Below are 17,460 nucleotides of genomic sequence, written 5' to 3'. Positions count from 1 at the left end.
TGGCCTTGGTCTCCTTGCGGCTGCGCCGGATCATTTAACCACGCCGACCGGCCCAGTCCAAGGCGTCTGGCAATCCGGCAACGCGGGCGCATTCGGCCAGTGTCGCAAGATCCGCGATGCCACGCGCCTGCGCAGATGCCGCACCACACGGGCGCCGGGCGATATCGACACCCGCAGCGCGCTCAGACAGGAACGGGGCGAGCCGACCCCGAACCAGACCTTGGCGACCGGTCGCGTCATTTCCACTTTTCCTCGCCCTGTTTCGCGAACATTTCCCGGCTGGCGCAGCGGAATGTCAAGCCGGTCACCGGGGCCTGTTACAATTCGAAAGATTTGCGAAATCATCAGGAAAAACTTGCCGACGAGTGTCGCGCCAGATTGGAAGCGACGAGGTCGCAAGAAAAAACAATCAGGGGCCGGCCAGACAGCCGGTTGTGGGAGGAATAAGACTTGGCTCAGTCGCTGACAGGCGCCGGAGGATTGCAATCCATTCCGGCGCTGCTTCATCGCAATGCAACCGAATACGGTTCACGTCCCGCGTATCGGGAAAAGGAATTCGGCATCTGGCAAAGCTGGACCTGGGCAGAGACCGCCGCGGAAATCGAGGCGCTTGCGCTCGGGTTGATCAACATGGGCGTGAACGAGGGGGATTTCATCGCCATCATCGGACGCAACCGGCCCTATCTGTATTGGTCGATGGTTGCGGCGCAGATGGTGGGTGCGATTCCGGTGCCGCTCTATCAGGACGCCAACGCCGAGGAAATGGCCTATGTGCTCGGGCATTGCGGCGCGCGTTTCGTGATCGTCGGGGATCAGGAGCAGGTCGACAAGGTGATCGAGGTGCAGGAGCAACTGCACCAGTTCGAGCACATGATCTATCTGGATCCGCGCGGAATGCGCAAATATGACCACACGCATCTGCACCAGTATTCCCATGTCCAGGATCAGGGCCGCGCCGCGCGCGATGAATTGTCCGCCGAACTCGAGCGTCGGCGCGAGAAGCCCGATTACGACACCACTTGCGTGATGCTTTATACCTCTGGCACGACTGGCAAGCCGAAAGGCGTGGTCCTGTCCAACCGCAATGTCATCGAGACCGCCAAAGCGTCGTCGGATTTCGACAAGTTGCGGCAGGATGACGAAATTCTCGCCTATCTGCCCATGGCATGGGTTGGCGATTTCATCTTTTCCATCGGTCAGGCCTATTGGTGCGGTTTCTGTGTGAATTGCCCGGAAAGCGCGGACACGATGATGACCGACCTGCGCGAGATCGGTCCGACCTATTACTTCGCACCGCCACGGGTGTTCGAGACGCAGTTGACCAACGTGATGATCCGGATGGAAGATGCCGGTGCGATGAAGCGCAAGATGTTCGATCACTACATGGCACATGCGCGCAAGGTCGGTCCGGCGATACTGGATGGCAAACCGGTGAGCGCGGCGGACAAGCTCAAGTACCGCATCGGCGACATGCTGGTCTATGGTCCGTTGAAAAACACGCTTGGCTTTTCGCGGGTGCGGGTCGGCTATACTGCCGGCGAGGCCATCGGCCCCGAGATTTTCGATTTCTACCGCAGTCTGGGCATCAACCTGAAACAGCTTTATGGGCAGACCGAAGCGACGGTGTTCATCACCGCGCAGCCCGACGGTGAGGTGCGGTCCGACACGGTGGGGGTCCCATGCCCGGGGGTCGAGATCAGGATCGCCGACAGCGGTGAGGTGTTCTATCGCAGCCCCGGCGTTTTCGTGGAATATTACAAGAATGCCGAAAGTACTGCGGATACCAAGGATCCGGAGGGCTGGGTTGCGACGGGCGATGCCGGTTTCATCGAAGAGGAGACCGGGCATCTGCGCATCATCGACCGGGCAAAGGATGTGGGCAAGATGGCCGATGGCAGCCTGTTCGCGCCGAAATATGTGGAAAACAAGCTCAAGTTCTATCCGAACGTGTTGGAAGCGGTGGTGTTCGGCAACGGGCGCGAGCAGTGCACGGCGTTCATCAATATCGACCTGACGGCGGTGGGCAACTGGGCCGAGCGCAACAATGTCGCCTATGCGTCCTATCAGGAACTCGCCGCGCATCCGCAGGTGATGGATACGATCCAGAGCCATGTGGAAGAGGTGAACCGGTCGGTGGCCGAGGACCCGATGCTGTCGGGATGCCAGGTCCACCGGTTCGTGGTGCTGCACAAGGAACTGGATGCCGACGATGGCGAACTGACCCGCACCCGCAAGGTGCGCCGCCGCATCGTCGAGGAAAAATACGCGGATATCGTGGCGGCACTCTATGACGGGTCCCCGAAGGTCAGCACGGTGACGGAGGTGACATACGAGGACGGGCGCAAGGGCAGCATCAGGGCGACGCTTGAGATACGCGACGCCAGAGTCGTTCCGGTGGTGCCGCAGAAAGTGGCTGCGGAATGAGGTCCGGGGAGACGGCGCTCGACCTGCGGTCATCGCCCCGCCCACCGTCCCGTCGAAGGAAAGGAGAATCCGATGCTTGATGCGTCCGAAGGATACACCACCGCGGATGGCCGCAAGATCGGCGGCGTGGTGATGGAGATGAAGAACATCACCCTGCGCTTTGGCGGGGTAAAGGCGATCACCGATATCAGTTTCGACATTCGCGAAGGCGAAATACGTGCCATCATCGGGCCGAATGGCGCAGGCAAGTCTTCGATGCTGAACGTGATGTCCGGTTTCTACGTGCCGCAGGAGGGCGAGGTCTGGTTTCGCGGCGAGCCGCGCCCGCAGATGAAGCCCTATGAGGTGGCCCGCCAGGGAATCGCGCGGACCTTTCAGAACATCGCCCTGTTCGAGGGAATGAGTGTGCTGGACAATGTGATGACCGGCCGGCTGACCCACATGAAGACGGGGATGTTCTCGCAGGCCCTGTGGAAAGGGCGCGCCGAGACCGAAGAGACCGCGAACCGTGAAATCGCGGAAAAGATCATCGACTTCCTGGAAATCCAGGCGATCCGCAAGACACCGGTGTCGCGATTGCCTTACGGGTTGAAGAAGCGGGTCGAGCTGGCCCGTGCGCTGGCCGCCGAGCCCAAGCTGCTGCTGCTCGACGAGCCGATGGCGGGGATGAATGTCGAGGAAAAAGAGGACATGAGCCGCTTTATCCTCGACGTCAACGATGAATTCGGCACCACCATCGCCCTGATCGAACACGATATGGGTGTGGTCATGGACCTGTCCGACCGCGTGGTGGTGATGGATTATGGCAAGAAGATCGGCGACGGCACGCCGGACGAGGTGCGCAGCAACCAGGAGGTGATCGATGCATACCTGGGGGTGGAACATGACTGAGCGGGCAGCAGCGACAGAGGGGCAAGCATATGTCTGACCAATTCGTTTTCGCATTGGAGGTCACCCTCAACGGTTTGATGGCGGGGGTGCTCTATGCCCTGGTCGCGTTGGGGTTCGTGCTGATCTACAAGGCCAGTGGCATCTTCAACTTTGCCCAGGGGGTCATGGCGCTCTTTGCGGCGATGACGCTGGTGGGAATCATGAACGGGCAGGTGCCGTTCTCGCACCTGATCAACGCGACATTCGGCACCGATCTGCATTACTTCGGCTGGACCGTGCCGGCATTGCTGGCGATTGCGCTGACCGTCTGCGTGATGGTCCTGCTGGCGTGGTGCGTGCAACGGTTCGTGTTCCGCCACCTTGTGGGTCAGGAGCCGATCATCCTGTTCATGGCGACCATCGGGCTGGCCTATTTCCTCGAAGGTGTGGCCGACCTGATGTGGGGCTCTGAAATCAAGACGCTGAACATCTGTCTGTTCGGCGAGTCGGGGTGCCTGCCGCAGGGTATCAACGAGACGATCGATGCCGTGACTTATGAGTGGTTCGGCTATGGCTTCTTTATCGACAATCTGGACATCACGGCGACCATCGTGGCGGCGATCCTGGTTGTGGCGCTGATCGCGTTCAGCCAGTACACCAAGCAGGGCCGCGCCCTGCGTGCCGTGGCGGATGATCACCAGGCCGCATTGTCGGTGGGTATTTCGCTGAACTTCATCTGGGTGCTGGTCTGGTCGCTGGCCGGGTTCGTGGCGCTGGTTGCCGGCATCATGTGGGGCGCCAAGTCGGGTGTGCAGTTCAGCCTCTCGCTGATCGCGCTCAAGGCGTTGCCGGTGCTGATGCTGGGTGGGTTCACCTCGATCCCCGGGGCCATCGTCGGCGGATTGATCATCGGGGTCGGCGAAAAGCTCTTTGAATTCGCCATCGGCGCGCCCTTCCTGGGTGGCGCGACCGAGAACTGGTTCGCCTATGTGCTGGCGCTGGTGTTCCTCGTGTTCCGTCCGCAGGGACTGTTCGGTGAGAAGATCATCGAGCGGGTGTGACCATGACCAAGTTGATCGCCATCATCAATGTCATTGCATGGTCCGGGTTCTGGGCGTTCGGCTATCTTGCGCTGGCCGCCGAGGGGCTGACCGACCGGCAACTGGTGATTGCCGCCCTGCTGGCGTGTGGCGGGCTGGTCACCGGGATCATCGCCTACATGAAACTCGTGCGCTCGGCCGAAGTCAGCGGCTATGCACGCAAATCCAATCAGCTGGACGCCGAAATGCGTAACCGCGCCCATGCCAAGGGGACGATCTGAGCATGTTCTATCGTGAAGCCGGTGATTTTCACACCACCTATACCTCGGACAGTCAGACCTTTCCGATCAAATTCGACCGCTACCGCTATTACGTGGTGCTGGCCTTTGCCTTTCTCGTTGTCCCGTTCATCATCAACGATTACTGGGCCAACGCGATCCTGCTGCCGTTCCTGATCTATGCTATCGCGGCGATCGGGCTGAACATCCTGACCGGATATTGCGGGCAGGTGTCGCTGGGCACCGGGGGCTTCATGGCGGTGGGGGCCTATGCCTGCTACAAGCTGATGACCGCCTTTCCCGAGGTCAGCATGTTTGTCCACGTGATCCTGGCCGGGGGCATCACCGCGCTGGTCGGTGTGCTGTTCGGGCTGCCCAGCTTGCGTATCAAGGGGTTCTATCTGGCGGTGGCGACGCTGGCCGCGCAGTTCTTTCTGCTGTGGCTCTTCAACAAGGTTCCGTGGTTCTACAACTACTCGGCCTCGGGGCAGATCAACGCGCCGGAACGCACCGTGTTCGGTTTCGAAGTGACCGGTCCGAACGCGGCGGCCTCGACCACATATCTCTTCTGCCTCGTGTTCTGTGTCATCTCGGCTCTGGTTGCGCGCAACCTGACACGTGGCACGGTCGGGCGCAGCTGGATGGCGATCCGCGACATGGACATCGCCGCCGAAATCATCGGGGTGAACCCGCTTCGGGCCAAGCTGTCGGCTTTTGCCGTGTCCTCTTTCTTTGTCGGGGTTGCCGGGGCACTGTTCTTTTCGGTTTACCTGGGCGCGGTTGAGGTTGGCGAGGCGTTCAGCATCCAGAAATCGTTCCTGGTGCTGTTCATGATCATCATCGGTGGCCTGGGATCGATCTTTGGCTGTTTTGCCGGGGCGGCGTTCCTCGTGCTTCTTCCAGTCGCGCTCAAGGTGCTGGGCGTGGACATGCTGGGCTGGCCCACGGATATCGTGGCGCATTTCCAGCTGGTCATCGTCGGTGGTCTGATCATCTTTTTCCTCATCGTCGAACCCCACGGGCTTGCCCAGTTGTGGCGTCTGGCCAAGGAAAAACTGAGACTATGGCCCTTCCCGCATTAGGGTAGGGCCGGCGGGCCACGGTCCGCCATCATACGACCCGCGACAAACGCGGACTTGCGACATCGGACAAAACCAAAGGGAGGGATAAACCCGATGAAAATGAAACTGACAACACTCGCGCTTGGTGCCGTTCTCGCGGCCGGTCCGGCGCTGGCGGATCTGGTGTTTCCGTCGCTGAGCTATCGCACGGGGCCTTACGCGGCCGGCGGTATCCCGTTCGCGGACGGGTATGCCGACTATTTCACGCTCCTGAACGAGCGCGACGGCGGCATTGGCGGCGAAATGATCCAGGTGCCGGAATGCGAAACCGCCTATAACACCGAAAAGGGTGTCGAATGCTATGAATCCCTCAAGGACGGCGGCGGACTGGTTTACCAGCCGCTCTCGACCGGGATCACCTATCAGCTGATCCCCAAGGTCACGGCGGATGACATCCCGATGCTGACGTCGGGTCTGGGACGTACTTCGGCCAAGAACGGTGACGTGTTCAGCCATGTGTTCAACTTCCCGGCCAACTACTGGGATGGGGCTTCGGTTGCCATCAAGTACATGCTGGATCAGGAAGGTGGTGATCTGAGCGGCAAGAAGATCGCGCTGGTCTATCACAATTCGGCATATGGCAAGGAACCGATCCGCACGCTCGAGGAACTGTCCGAGAAACATGGCTATGAACTGAGCCTTTTGCCGGTCGATCACCCGGGGCAGGAGCAGAAATCCCAGTGGTTGCAGATACGGCGTGACCGCCCGGATTACGTGATCATGTATGGCTGGGGCGTCATGAACCAGGTGGCGATCCAGGAAGCGGCCAACATCCGGTTCCCGATGGACAAGTTCATCGGCATCTGGTGGTCCGGTTCCGAGAATGACGTGTTGCCCGCAGGCGACGCGGCGGATGGCTACAAGGCCCTGACCTTCCACAATGTCGGCAGCGACTATCCCTTGTATGACGACCTCAAGACGTACGTCATCGATACCGGCAAGACCGCCGGCGCGGGCGATCAGGTAGGCACGGTTCTCTACAACCGCGGAATGTATGCCGCGATGCTGGTCGCAGAAGCCGCCAAGACTGCGCAGGAAATTCACGGCACCTCGGCGATCACGCCGGGCCAGATGCGCGACGGAATGGAGGCTCTGGAGATCACCGAAGAGAAAATGGTGGCACTTGGCCTGCCCAACTTTGGGCCGGAATTCAAGGTGACCTGCCAGAATCATGGCGGCAACGGTTTCGTCGCTGTGACGCAGTGGGACGCCAGCGCCAAGGAGTGGAAGCTGATCACCGAATTCGTGCAATCCGACCAGGAAGTGATCCAGCCGCTGATCGACGAAGACTCGGCTGCCTTTGCTGCTGAAAACAACGTCGCATCGAACTGCGAATAAACGCAACGCGCCCGGCGGCGGCCCTGATCGCCGCCGGGACATTCACAGAATTTGCCGGAAAGACACCCCCATGCTGGACGCTGCCAATACCACTGATGTGCAGGCCGAGACCCTGCTGGACGTCAACAATATCGAAGTGATCTACAATCACGTGATTCTGGTGCTCAAGGGCGTCAGCCTGAGCGTACCCAAAGGCGGGATAACCGCGCTGTTGGGGGGCAATGGCGCGGGCAAGACCACCACGCTCAAGGCGGTCAGCAATCTCTTGCATTCCGAGCGTGGCGAAGTGACCAAGGGTTCCATCGTCTATCGCGGCGACCGGGTGCAGGATCTCGACCCCGCGGAACTGGTCACGCGCGGCGTGATCCAGGTGATGGAAGGGCGTCACTGCTTTGAGCATCTGACGGTCGAGGAAAACCTGCTGACCGGTTTCTATACCCGCAATGCCGGGCGGGGCGATATGATGGCCGACCTTGAAAAGGTCTATGAGTATTTCCCGCGCCTGCGCGAGCGCCGCCGCAGCCAGGCGGGCTATACGTCGGGCGGCGAGCAGCAGATGGTCGCGATCGGCCGTGCGCTGATGTCCAAGCCCGAGACGATCCTGCTGGATGAGCCCAGCATGGGTCTGGCGCCGCAACTGGTGGAAGAGATCTTTGGCATCGTCAAGGACCTGAACGAAAAGGAGGGGGTGTCCTTTCTTCTGGCCGAACAGAACACCAACGTGGCGCTGCGGTTTGCGCATTACGGATATATCCTTGAATCCGGCCGCGTCGTGATGGATGGCCCAGCCGCCGAACTGCGCGAAAATCCGGACGTCAAGGAATTCTACCTTGGCATGTCCGACGAGGGCCGCAAGTCGTTCCGCGACGTGCGCAGCTATCGCCGCCGCAAGCGTTGGCTGAGCTGATGGCGAGGCTGACGGTCATGCTGCCGCATCTTCCCATCTTTGTCGCAGGTCTTCTATTGGCGTGGTTACGTCCGCCGACCCGCACTTAACGTCAGAGGACACGAGGGCGAAATGTCACCATCATTCTACGACGAGCTTGAAACCCGCAGCAGTGACCAACGCGCTGCCGATCTGGCCCGTGCCTTGCCGTTGCAGATCGCTCGCGCCCAGGCGCTCGAAGGTTATGCCGCTTCACTGGCCGAGGTCGACGCCAATACGATCACCGATGCCGCCGCGCTGGCCAACCTGCGGGTGCTGCGCAAGTCCGAGCTGGGCAAGGCGCAATCGGCAAATCCGCCCTTTGGCGGCTATACGGCGAAACCCGCTTCGGGCTTTGCCCATGTCTTTCAATCGCCCGGGCCGATCTATGAACCCGGCGGTGTCGATCACGACTGGTGGCGGTTCGGCCGCGTGCTGCATGCGGTGGGCATCGGCAAGGGCGACATCGTTCAGAACTGTTTCGGCTATCACCTGACCCCGGCGGGTATGCTCTTTGAAAGTGGCGCACGCGCTGTGGGGGCTGCGGTTCTGCCGGCGGGCACCGGCCAGACCGAGTTGCAGGTGACAGCGGCGCGGGACGTCGGCACCACCGCCTATGCGGGCACACCGGATTACCTCAAGGTCATCCTGGACAAAGCCGACTGCATGGGTGTGACCCTGGGCATCACTAAGGCGACGGTCGGCGGCGGCGCGTTGTTTCCCAGCCTGCGCACGGAATACGCGGATCGCGGCATCGCCTGCCTGCAATCCTATGGCACGGCGGATCTGGGCAATATCGCCTATGAAAGCGCGGCGATGGAGGGGATGATTGTCGATGAGCATGTGATTGTCGAAATCGTCACCCCCGGCACCGGCACCCCGGTTGCACCGGGCGAAGTGGGCGAGGTGGTGGTGACCACGCTGAACCCGGATTATCCGCTGATCCGGTTTGCCACCGGCGATCTGAGCGCGGTCATGGAGGGTCAATCGCCCTGTGGCCGCACCAATATGCGTATCAAGGGGTGGATGGGGCGCGCGGACCAGACCACCAAGATCAAGGGCATGTTCATCCGCCCGGAACAGGTTGCCGCGCTGGTCTCCCGGCATGACGAAATCGTCAGGGCGCGGGTGATTGCCAGCCGCGAGGGCGAAATGGACGCGATGACCGTGCGGATCGAGGCCACGGGCGGCGACGCGGCCGCCTATGCCAGAACGGTCGCCGATGTGCTGAAGCTCAAGGGCGCCATCGAGGTGGTTTCGCCCGACAGCCTGCCCAAGGACGGACTGGTGATCGAGGATCAGCGCAGTTACGATTGATCCCTGCGGTTTCGGGCTGGAAAATTCGCTGCAATTGACCGAATAAGGGGGGGGCGGGGCATCCGCTCCCCTGTTTCTGTCACCTCAGGTAAAAGGCAATTCCATCATGTCCGAAGCCATCCAGCTGGCCGTGAACGGCAAGCGGCGACGCAGACAGGGTGGGGCCGGGGTTCTGGCGGGCATTGCCTGTATCATCGCGGCGATCTGCCTGCTGCCGATGCTTGCAGTTGTGCTTGCGGCCGTGACCGGGGGTACCGAAACGGTCGTTCATCTGATCGAGACCGTGCTGCCGCGCTATACGGGTACGACACTTGCGCTGGTGGCGCTGGTGTCGCTCGGCACCTTTGCCATCGGCGTCGGCGCGGCCTGGCTGGTGACGATGACGCGTTTTCCCGGTGTGCGCGTGCTCGAGATCATGCTGGTGCTGCCGCTGGCCTTTCCGGCCTATGTGCTTGCCTATGCCTATACCTACCTGCTGGATCATCCGGGGATCGTGCAGACCACCTTGCGGGACGTGACCGGCTGGGGGCCGCGCGATTACTGGTTTCCCGAGATTCGTTCGCTCTGGGGCGCGGCGGCAATGCTGGTTCTGGTGCTTTATCCCTATGTCTACCTGCTGGCCCGCGCGGCGTTCCTGCAACAAAGCTCGGCCGCGTTTCTTGCTGCGCGCACGCTTGGCAAGAGCGCATGGGCGGCATTCTGGACGGTCAGCCTGCCGATGGCACGGCCGGCCATCGCGGGCGGCGTCTTGCTGGCGGTGATGGAAACCATCGCCGATTTCGGCACCGTCGCCTATTTCAGCGTCCAGACCTTTGCAACCGGGATTTACACCAGCTGGTTTTCGATGGCGGACCGCGCCGCAGCCGCGCAGCTTGCCTTGTGCCTGCTGAGCTTTGCGCTGCTGCTCGCGGTGACGGAGCGGTTACAACGGGGCCGGGCAAAGTATCACGAAACCGGCAAGCGGCAGATGGCCATGGAACCCGCGCAATTGCGCGGCTGGCGCTCTGCGCTCGCCATCATTCTCTGCGCGATTCCCGTCATCCTGGGATGTGTGCTGCCGGTGGTGGTGTTGTTCGCGATGGGCATCGATGGCGAACAGGATTTGTTCGGTCGTCGCTATCTCGGTTTTATCCGCAACTCGGTCACCCTGGCAGGGACGGGGGCGGTGGTGACGCTGATGGCTGCAATCGTGATCGGATTCTATCAGCGCGTCCGACCGGGTCGGAATTCGGCGGTTACCGGGTATATCGCACGCCTGGGCTATGCGGTGCCCGGTGGCGTGATCGCGGTCGGGTTGATGGTTCCCTTCGCAGCATTCGACAATGCGCTGGATGCGTGGATGCGGGCCAGCTTCGGATACTCGACCGGGTTGCTTGTCACCGGTTCCATCTGGCTGCTGGTCGCGGCGTATATGGTCCGGTTTCTGGCAGCAGCCCTGGGGGCCTACGAGGGCGGCCAGAGCACGGTTCACGCCAACATGGATGCCGCCTCGCGCTCGCTGGGGGAAACCCCGTTGGGAACGCTGCGGCGGGTGCATCTGCCGATCCTGACACCCAGCCTGCTGACGGCGCTTCTGGTGGTGTTCGTGGACGTGATGAAAGAGCTTCCCGCGACACTGATCATGCGCCCGTTCAACTATGACACACTCGCGGTTCAGGCCTATCGCCTTGCCAGCGACGAGCGGCTGGAAGGCGCGGCTGTCCCGTCGCTGGTGATTGTCGCGGTCGGGCTGTTGCCGGTGATCCTGATCTGTCGGCAGGTCGGGCGAAATCGCTGACCTGCCACACGACAAGCCCGTATCAGGAAATGCGCTGTCCGATTATCACGCAGTTCGTCAGGGCGCGGCCGGTGCAAGTCTTTACAGTCCCGTCATCTTTGGACCCGAGGAGCAGGCCGACGCGGCCTTTGACATCGTATTCGAGAACGCCCTGCCGGGTGTTTTCGCGGGCCAGCGCAGCGCGCTCTTTTACCCGCGCCACCAGGCTTCGATGTCATCCGGGCTGATGCGGTCGGCGGGGCCGAGCGCGACCAATCGCGTGCGGTCGGTCCGGGCGCGGTTGGCTTTGACGTATTGCCCCACCACATGCACCTCGTAGCCGCCATCGTCCGTCAGGACAAATCCCTTGAGCCGGTAAAGCCCGTGCGGCCGGTTGGCCAGTTTTTCGCCCATGTCCCTGCGGCTGATCACCATGTCGCTGTCATGTTTCCAGCGCGCATAGGCCGGATGAGCGTGCTGCGACATACCGCGTTCGCGCGGTGGAATGTCAAACAGCAGCGGCGCAAGCGATGTGTCGTCCAAAACCCTGGGATCGCGCGCGCCGATGGCGGCAAGCCGGTCAACAAGGGCGGCATCGGCGGCCTCGGATTTGGTCAGCAGGACGAGGTCGGCTGCGGTAATCTGCTGCACGACCTGCGGCGCGACAGAGGTATCCTCCAGAAGGCTGTCGATGTTCTGCGCGTCCACCAGCGTGACGATTCCGGCATAGCCAAGTTCGGGTTCCGCGATCGCGGTGCTTGCAATGGCGGCCGGATCGGCAATGCCGCTCGCTTCGATGATGAGATGATCGGGTCGGTCGGTGCGATCCAGCACGGAGCCAAGCGCGGAAAAGAGATCGTCGCTGATGGTGCAGCAGACACAGCCATTGGTCAGCGCGATCATGTCGTCGCCCTGCGCCGTGATGAGCGATTCGTCGATATTGATCGAACCGAAATCATTGACGATGACCGCCAGTCGCATCCCGTGGTCTTCGGCCAGCAACCGATTGATCAGCGTCGTCTTGCCCGCGCCGAGATATCCGCTGACAATCGTGAGGGGGAGGGGTGCGGTCATCTTTTCCTGACCTTGTCGGATTTTGCTGCGGCGGTCACTGGCGTTGCTCTCCTCGTTGTTGCACCAGCCCTAACGCAGCGGGCGGCCAAGGAAAACCGGATTTCGCCGCCGGGGTTCCCGTTCAGACCGCCTGCCTGCGTTGCGTAAGGGCAAGGTCGTGCGTGGTAAAGCGTATGCAGCATTCGTCGTCCAGATGGGTACGCGGACCCAGATAGATCGCACCGCTGCCGTTCAGCAGCGTGGCGCGCCGATGCAGCGACACTTCGCTGCCGTCGGACATGCGCACAAGGCTTCCGGAACTGCTGTGGTCGGTGAATTCCAACTGCCCGCGGCGGATCGACAGCGCCGCGTGCTTGCGCGATACCCATGCCGGCTTCAACACGATGTCGCAATCCGAAGATCGTCCGAGCGTCAGGGTTTCACCTTCACTGATCTGCCATGTCTGGCCATTCAGGTGCAGATCGGCCATTTCGGTTCCCGGCGTGCGCTCGGTGCCGCTGCCGCCAAAGATGACGGTTTGTTCGCTCAGTTCCGTAACCGAGCAGGAATAGACGCGGGTGGCCGCGGATTTGCCCCGCAACCCGATCTCGCCGATCATGAGCATGCGCTCCTTGCTTTCGGGTGACAGGTCATCATAACCGCGGTCCCCGACAAGGAGCTCGCCGGGCTTCGCGAGCGAGGAAAGCCGCGCGGCGGTATTCACCGCGCTGCCGTATATATCGTTCTCGTGGTTGAGGATCTCGCCGAAATAGGTGCCCATATGTACCGACAGGCCGGCGGGCCAGCTTTCGTTGAGCATCGTCCACGCAGCCTGAAAGGCCCGTTCGGAGGTGTCAAAGAAACTCAGTACATCGTCTCCCTGCGATTTGACGCATTTGCCGCCGCTGGCTTCGATGATCTGCCGCATCCGTGCGAGCACCTTGCTGACCTGTTCGAGCGCGACCTGATTGCTTGCCGTCTCGTACAATTGGGTGCTGCCGGTGATGTCTGATATCAGAACGCAAGCAAGAGGCATCTGAAAAGGATCCTGATCAATTCTAGAATTCTGCGGGTGCCGCCCGCCGTGACTTCAACGTCGGTATGGAAATCGTATGACTGGCGCATGCTGCCACAAATCGCGCCCCGGACTTATACCGGACTTCCATACCTCAATTTTGGCAGATGTTGATCAAATAATCCAACTGTCCGGCTGATTCATTTGAAATACGCGCAAAAAAACGGGCGCAAAGTTGACCTTTGCGCCCGCTGCTGCTCGTTAGGGTTGTTTGCCCTTATTTCCAGTTAACTTCGTTGAAGATTCGCTGTGCGGCCGGGATGTTTTCGGCGACAACCGAAGGGTCGATATCGTCGGGCTTGAAGAAGCCAAGTGCCGCGATGGAAGGCGAGAGGCCCACACCCGGAACCGCCGGATATTCGTCATTGCCGGCCGAGAAATACTGCTGTGCCTGATCGCTCGTGAGGTATTCGAGGAACTTGATCGCATTCTCGCGGTTGGGTGCGTTGGCCGCGACTCCGCCGCCGGACAGGTTCATATGGGCACCTTCCGCATCCTGTGACGGGAATACCCAGCCGATCATGTCACGCTCGGCAGAGAGGCCGTCCACGTCCTTGCGGATCGCGCGGGCAAAGTAATAGGTGTTTGCAACCGAAATGTCGCATTCCCCCGAAACGATGCCGCGCAGCTGGTCGGTATCCCCGCCCTGCGGTTCGCGGGCCATGTTATCGACCACGCCCTGCGCCCAGGCTTTGGCCGCTTCTTCACCGGAATGGGCGATGACCGAGGCCAGCAGGGTCTGGTTATAGAGGTTGGACGACGAGCGGATGCAAACGAGGCCCTTGTATTTGGGATCGGCCAGATCGGCATAGGTCAAGGGCGGCTCGCTCACATCTGCCTTGTCATAAAAGATGATACGCGCGCGCTGCGAAAAGCCGAACCACTGGTTGTCATCGTCCTGAAGATAGCCGGGAACGCGGGCTTCGAGCACTTCGCTGTCCACTGATTGCAGCACGCCGGCATCCTTGGCGCGCTGGAGCCGCGATGTATCTACCGTCAACAGAACATCGGCAGGCGAATTGGCACCTTCGGCCTGCATGCGGGCGATCAGTTCGTCTGCCTTGCCTTCGATACGGTTGATGGTAATGCCGGTGGCATCTTCGAAATCCGAATACAGACGCTCGTCGGTATCATAGTGGCGTGAGGAATAGAGGTTCAATTCGCCTTCGGCGCTGGCTGTGCTGGCCAGGGTGACCAGCAGGGTGGCCGTGATGCAGGTGGAAGATTTCAGCATTAAGCAAATTCCTGTCAGTTGGTGTCGGGTCCTGAACGTTTCCGACTTAATTAGTCAATTATAGGATATCTTGCGGGATGCAACCGGAATCCGAGTGAAACACTCGGAAACGGAGCTCGTGAAATGGAGCCTTGCCGATTTCAAGGGGTGTGCCACCCATTCTTTCCGTTTGGTAAGAGCGGAGCTTTGTGGTCTCATCGCGTGCATAATCCAGACGAGGTAGTTGCATGAAAATTGTCGTGATGGGCGCGGGCGTGATCGGGGTGACAACCGCATATTATCTTGCGCGAGCGGGAGCCGAGGTTGTCGTGCTTGATCGACAGACGGGGCCGGGGCTTGAGACCAGCTATGCCAATGCGGGCGAGTTGTCATACGGGATGACATCGCCATGGGCGGCACCGGGGATACCGGTCAAGGCCATCAAATGGCTGTTCATGAAGCGCCGCCCGCTGTTCATCTGGCCGCTGATCAGCCCGACTATGTGGAAATGGTGCGTGCAGATGCTGCGCAACTGCAACGACGAAAGCTATCGCATCAACAAGTCCCGGATGGTTCGGATTTCCAACTACAGCCGCGATGTCATGCCCGACCTCATTTCTGAAACGGGGATCGAATATGACGGCCGCGCGCAGGGGACGCTGCAGCTGTTTCGCACCGCCAAGCAGATGAAGGCGTCGCGCGCCGATCAGGAGATTCTCGCGGAATATGACAGCCCGTTCGAAGTATTGGGCCGCGATGCCTGCATCGAGGCCGAGCCGGCGCTGGCCGAAGTCCGCAACAAGTTTGTCGGTGGTTTGCGTTTGACAGCGGACCGGACCGGGGACTGCCGGATGTTCACGATTGCGCTTGCCGAAAAGGCGGCGGAACTGGGTGTCCAGTTTCAATATGGACAGTCAATTCGCGGCATCGCCGTGGAAAACGGCAGAATCGCGGGCGTCGATACCGAACTTGCCGGGCGCATCAGCGGCGATAAATATGTCTGCGCCCTGGGCAGCTTTGCGCCAGGCTTGCTGAAACCGCTCGGCATCCGGCTGCCGGTCTATCCGGTCAAAGGATATTCTGTCACGTTGCCTGTGGTCGATGACGCAATGGCGCCGCAGTCAACGATCATGGATGAAACCCACAAGGTTGCGATTACCCGTTTGGGCGATCGTATCCGGGTGGCGGGCACCGCCGAAATTGCCGGTTACAGCAATCGGCTTGGCCCGCATGCGACGGACACGGTGAAGCATGTTATCGGCGATTTGTTCCCCAAGGGCGGCGATATATCACAGGCCGAAGGCTGGACCGGGCTGAGACCGATGACACCGGACGGAACGCCGGTTCTTGGCGCGACGCAGTTCGACAACCTGTATCTGAACACCGGTCACGGAACACTGGGATGGACCATGGCCTGCGGTTCGGGGCGCGCGGTCGCCGATGTTGTGCTCGGGAAGACGCCAGAGATCTCCTTCGATGGCCTGACTGTGGCGCGCTATGGCTGACCGTCCGTAGTGGCGTGCGTGAAAACCGGACCGGAATGGTCATCGATTTGATCGGGTCCTGTCCGAGCCACGGTATTCGGTACGGTCCGGGGGCATGTGACTGCGCCCCGGACCATCGCATGACGCTCAGTTCGAGAGGATCTTGCCGGGATTGAGGATGTTGTCGGGATCGAACGCCGCCTTGATCGCAGCCATATAGCGTGTGCTGTCGCCCAGTTCGCGCGTCAGGTAGGGGCGCTTGCCCTGCCCGATGCCGTGTTCTCCGGTACAGGTCCCGTCCATGGAGATCGCGAGGTCGTTCAGCTTGCCGACAAACTGCTCGGCGCGGGCGACTTCCTCGGGATCATCAAGGTCGATCAGCAGAGTGGTGTGGAAATTTCCGTCGCCCACATGGCCGACGACCATTCCGATCAGCCCCAATTCCTCGATCATCTCGTTGTTGCGGGCGACGCACTCCGCGAGACGTGAAATCGGAACGCAGACGTCGGTGGCAATTCCGCTCTTGCCCTTGCTGACCTGGAGTGTCGCCCAGTAATAGTCATGCCGTGCCTGCCAGAGTCGGTTGCGCTCCTCGGCATTCGAGGTCCATTCGAATCCTGTGCCGCCCACATCCTTGGCAATCTCGCCGAACATCGCTGCCTGTTCGGCGACGCTGCTTTCAGAGCCGTGAAATTCGAGCAGAAGCAGCGGCGACACCGGCAGATCGAGCTTGGAATAGGCATTCACCGCCTCGACCGATGCAGTGTCGAGCAGTTCCATCCGCGCCACCGGAACCCCATACTGGATTGTTGCCATCACAGCCTGGCAGGCCGCATCTACGGTTTCGAACGAGCATCGCGCCGAGGACATCGCTTCGGGAATGCCCTGAAGCCGCAAGGTGATCTTGGTGATGATGCCCAGCGTTCCCTCAGAGCCGACCAGCAGACGGGTCAGATCATAACCGGCCGAGGATTTCTTGGCGCGCTGCGCGGTCTTGATGACATCACCATTGGCCATGACCGCCTCGAGCGCCAGCACATTGTCCTTCATCGTGCCATAGCGCACCGCATTGGTGCCCGAAGCGCGGGTTGCCGTCATGCCGCCGATGGTCGCGTTGGCACCCGGATCGATGGGAAAGAACAGGCCCTGATCGCGCAGATGGGCGTTCAACTGCTCACGGGTGACGCCAGGTTGCACAACGCAGTTCAGGTCTTCGGGATAGACCGCGAGGATCTCGTTCATCTGCCCCATGTCCATCGAAATGCCACCCGCCGGGGCATTCACATGCCCTTCGAGAGAGGTCCCGACGCCGAACGGAATAAGCGGCACCTTGTGGGCCGCGCAAATCCTGACGATCTCTGCAACCTCGTCAGTGGAGTGCGGAAACACGACGCCATCGGGCGGCTGGTTCCTGATCCATGTCGTCGTGTGGCCGTGCTGCTCGCGGATGGATGCACCGGTCTGGAACCTGTCGCCAAAACGCTGCTTGAGAATGCCAAGTGCGGCGGAGATTCCGTCTTCGTTGCGGGGCAGGTCAGTGGCCTGAACCATGATGTCACCTCTTGC

At 60.8% G+C, this 17,460-nt stretch carries 15 protein-coding genes; 10 read left to right on the top strand and 5 right to left on the bottom strand.

The window, feature by feature from the left end; translation table 11 throughout:
• Positions 1-30 precede the first annotated feature (30 nt).
• Entirely contained in the window at positions 31-240 is a 210-nt protein-coding gene (locus tag AB9K34_RS12065; protein ID WP_369954681.1) for a hypothetical protein, read from the bottom strand.
• A gap of 210 nt (positions 241-450) precedes the next feature.
• Here AB9K34_RS12065 and AB9K34_RS12060 point away from each other — a divergent pair, with 210 nt between their 5' ends.
• From AB9K34_RS12060 to AB9K34_RS12020, 9 genes are all read left to right on the top strand, one after another.
• Positions 451-2,424, top strand: coding sequence for an AMP-binding protein (locus AB9K34_RS12060; RefSeq protein ID WP_369954680.1), 1,974 nt, complete (start codon positions 451-453; stop codon positions 2,422-2,424).
• Between the two features lie 72 nt (positions 2,425-2,496).
• Entirely contained in the window at positions 2,497-3,315 is an 819-nt protein-coding gene (locus AB9K34_RS12055) for an ABC transporter ATP-binding protein (RefSeq protein WP_369954679.1), read from the top strand.
• A 29-nt stretch (positions 3,316-3,344) separates the two neighbouring features.
• The gene (locus AB9K34_RS12050; protein WP_369954678.1) at positions 3,345-4,355 is read left to right on the top strand and encodes a branched-chain amino acid ABC transporter permease; all 1,011 of its coding nucleotides are present in this window, start codon (positions 3,345-3,347) and stop codon (positions 4,353-4,355) included.
• A gap of 2 nt (positions 4,356-4,357) precedes the next feature.
• Positions 4,358-4,615 carry a hypothetical protein gene (locus AB9K34_RS12045; RefSeq protein ID WP_369954677.1) on the top strand — a complete coding sequence of 86 codons (258 nt, stop codon included), beginning with the start codon at positions 4,358-4,360 and terminating at the stop codon, positions 4,613-4,615.
• A 2-nt stretch (positions 4,616-4,617) separates the two neighbouring features.
• Positions 4,618-5,694 (top strand): branched-chain amino acid ABC transporter permease, encoded by a 1,077-nt coding sequence (locus AB9K34_RS12040; RefSeq protein WP_369954676.1) that lies wholly within the window; start codon positions 4,618-4,620, stop codon positions 5,692-5,694.
• Positions 5,695-5,787: 93 nt separating this feature from the next.
• On the top strand, positions 5,788-7,071 hold the full coding sequence (locus AB9K34_RS12035; protein ID WP_369954675.1) for an ABC transporter substrate-binding protein: 1,284 nt from the start codon (positions 5,788-5,790) through the stop codon (positions 7,069-7,071).
• A 70-nt stretch (positions 7,072-7,141) separates the two neighbouring features.
• A complete protein-coding gene (locus AB9K34_RS12030) occupies positions 7,142-7,978 on the top strand; it encodes an ABC transporter ATP-binding protein (protein ID WP_369954674.1) in 837 nt (278 codons plus the stop codon).
• Positions 7,979-8,089: 111 nt separating this feature from the next.
• On the top strand, positions 8,090-9,313 hold the full coding sequence (locus tag AB9K34_RS12025) for a phenylacetate--CoA ligase family protein (protein WP_369954672.1): 1,224 nt from the start codon (positions 8,090-8,092) through the stop codon (positions 9,311-9,313).
• 106 nt (positions 9,314-9,419) lie between these two features.
• Positions 9,420-11,090: an ABC transporter permease gene (locus AB9K34_RS12020; RefSeq protein WP_369954671.1), complete on the top strand. Its 1,671-nt coding sequence runs from the start codon at positions 9,420-9,422 to the stop codon at positions 11,088-11,090.
• 189 nt (positions 11,091-11,279) lie between these two features.
• Here AB9K34_RS12020 and AB9K34_RS12015 read toward each other — a convergent pair whose 3' ends face one another.
• From AB9K34_RS12015 to AB9K34_RS12005, 3 genes are all read right to left on the bottom strand, one after another.
• Complete coding sequence (locus AB9K34_RS12015; RefSeq protein WP_369954670.1) at positions 11,280-12,143, bottom strand: GTP-binding protein; 864 nt, start codon at positions 12,141-12,143, stop codon at positions 11,280-11,282.
• A 121-nt stretch (positions 12,144-12,264) separates the two neighbouring features.
• Positions 12,265-13,158 (bottom strand): FHA domain-containing protein, encoded by an 894-nt coding sequence (locus tag AB9K34_RS12010; RefSeq protein ID WP_369954669.1) that lies wholly within the window; start codon positions 13,156-13,158, stop codon positions 12,265-12,267.
• A 256-nt stretch (positions 13,159-13,414) separates the two neighbouring features.
• Positions 13,415-14,431 carry a Fe(3+) ABC transporter substrate-binding protein gene (locus tag AB9K34_RS12005; protein WP_369954668.1) on the bottom strand — a complete coding sequence of 339 codons (1,017 nt, stop codon included), beginning with the start codon at positions 14,429-14,431 and terminating at the stop codon, positions 13,415-13,417.
• 227 nt (positions 14,432-14,658) lie between these two features.
• Here AB9K34_RS12005 and AB9K34_RS12000 point away from each other — a divergent pair, with 227 nt between their 5' ends.
• Entirely contained in the window at positions 14,659-15,915 is a 1,257-nt protein-coding gene (locus tag AB9K34_RS12000; protein ID WP_369954667.1) for a D-amino acid dehydrogenase, read from the top strand.
• Between the two features lie 126 nt (positions 15,916-16,041).
• On the opposite strand, the gene AB9K34_RS11995 is transcribed toward AB9K34_RS12000, so the two are convergent.
• Positions 16,042-17,445 (bottom strand): FAD-binding oxidoreductase, encoded by a 1,404-nt coding sequence (locus AB9K34_RS11995; RefSeq protein WP_369954666.1) that lies wholly within the window; start codon positions 17,443-17,445, stop codon positions 16,042-16,044.
• Between the last annotated feature and the right edge of the window lie 15 nt (positions 17,446-17,460).

Source organism: Sedimentitalea sp. XS_ASV28 (assembly GCF_041224545.1).
GTDB lineage: Bacteria > Pseudomonadota > Alphaproteobacteria > Rhodobacterales > Rhodobacteraceae > Sedimentitalea.
This window is presented reverse-complemented; position numbering and strand designations above follow the sequence as displayed.

Bases quoted from the DNA above. Each gene is read 5' to 3' on its own strand.
- AB9K34_RS12065 (WP_369954681.1), bottom strand. From the start codon at position 240: ATGACGCGACCGGTCGCCAAGGTCTGGTTCGGGGTCGGCTCGCCCCGT.
- AB9K34_RS12055 (WP_369954679.1), top strand. From the start codon at position 2,497: ATGCTTGATGCGTCCGAAGGATACACCACCGCGGATGGCCGCAAGATC.
- AB9K34_RS12050 (WP_369954678.1), top strand. From the start codon at position 3,345: ATGTCTGACCAATTCGTTTTCGCATTGGAGGTCACCCTCAACGGTTTG.
- AB9K34_RS12045 (WP_369954677.1), top strand. From the start codon at position 4,358: ATGACCAAGTTGATCGCCATCATCAATGTCATTGCATGGTCCGGGTTC.
- AB9K34_RS12040 (WP_369954676.1), top strand. From the start codon at position 4,618: ATGTTCTATCGTGAAGCCGGTGATTTTCACACCACCTATACCTCGGAC.
- AB9K34_RS12035 (WP_369954675.1), top strand. From the start codon at position 5,788: ATGAAAATGAAACTGACAACACTCGCGCTTGGTGCCGTTCTCGCGGCC.
- AB9K34_RS12030 (WP_369954674.1), top strand. From the start codon at position 7,142: ATGCTGGACGCTGCCAATACCACTGATGTGCAGGCCGAGACCCTGCTG.
- AB9K34_RS12025 (WP_369954672.1), top strand. From the start codon at position 8,090: ATGTCACCATCATTCTACGACGAGCTTGAAACCCGCAGCAGTGACCAA.
- AB9K34_RS12020 (WP_369954671.1), top strand. From the start codon at position 9,420: ATGTCCGAAGCCATCCAGCTGGCCGTGAACGGCAAGCGGCGACGCAGA.
- AB9K34_RS12015 (WP_369954670.1), bottom strand. From the start codon at position 12,143: ATGACCGCACCCCTCCCCCTCACGATTGTCAGCGGATATCTCGGCGCG.
- AB9K34_RS12010 (WP_369954669.1), bottom strand. From the start codon at position 13,158: ATGCCTCTTGCTTGCGTTCTGATATCAGACATCACCGGCAGCACCCAA.
- AB9K34_RS12005 (WP_369954668.1), bottom strand. From the start codon at position 14,431: ATGCTGAAATCTTCCACCTGCATCACGGCCACCCTGCTGGTCACCCTG.
- AB9K34_RS12000 (WP_369954667.1), top strand. From the start codon at position 14,659: ATGAAAATTGTCGTGATGGGCGCGGGCGTGATCGGGGTGACAACCGCA.
- AB9K34_RS11995 (WP_369954666.1), bottom strand. From the start codon at position 17,445: ATGGTTCAGGCCACTGACCTGCCCCGCAACGAAGACGGAATCTCCGCC.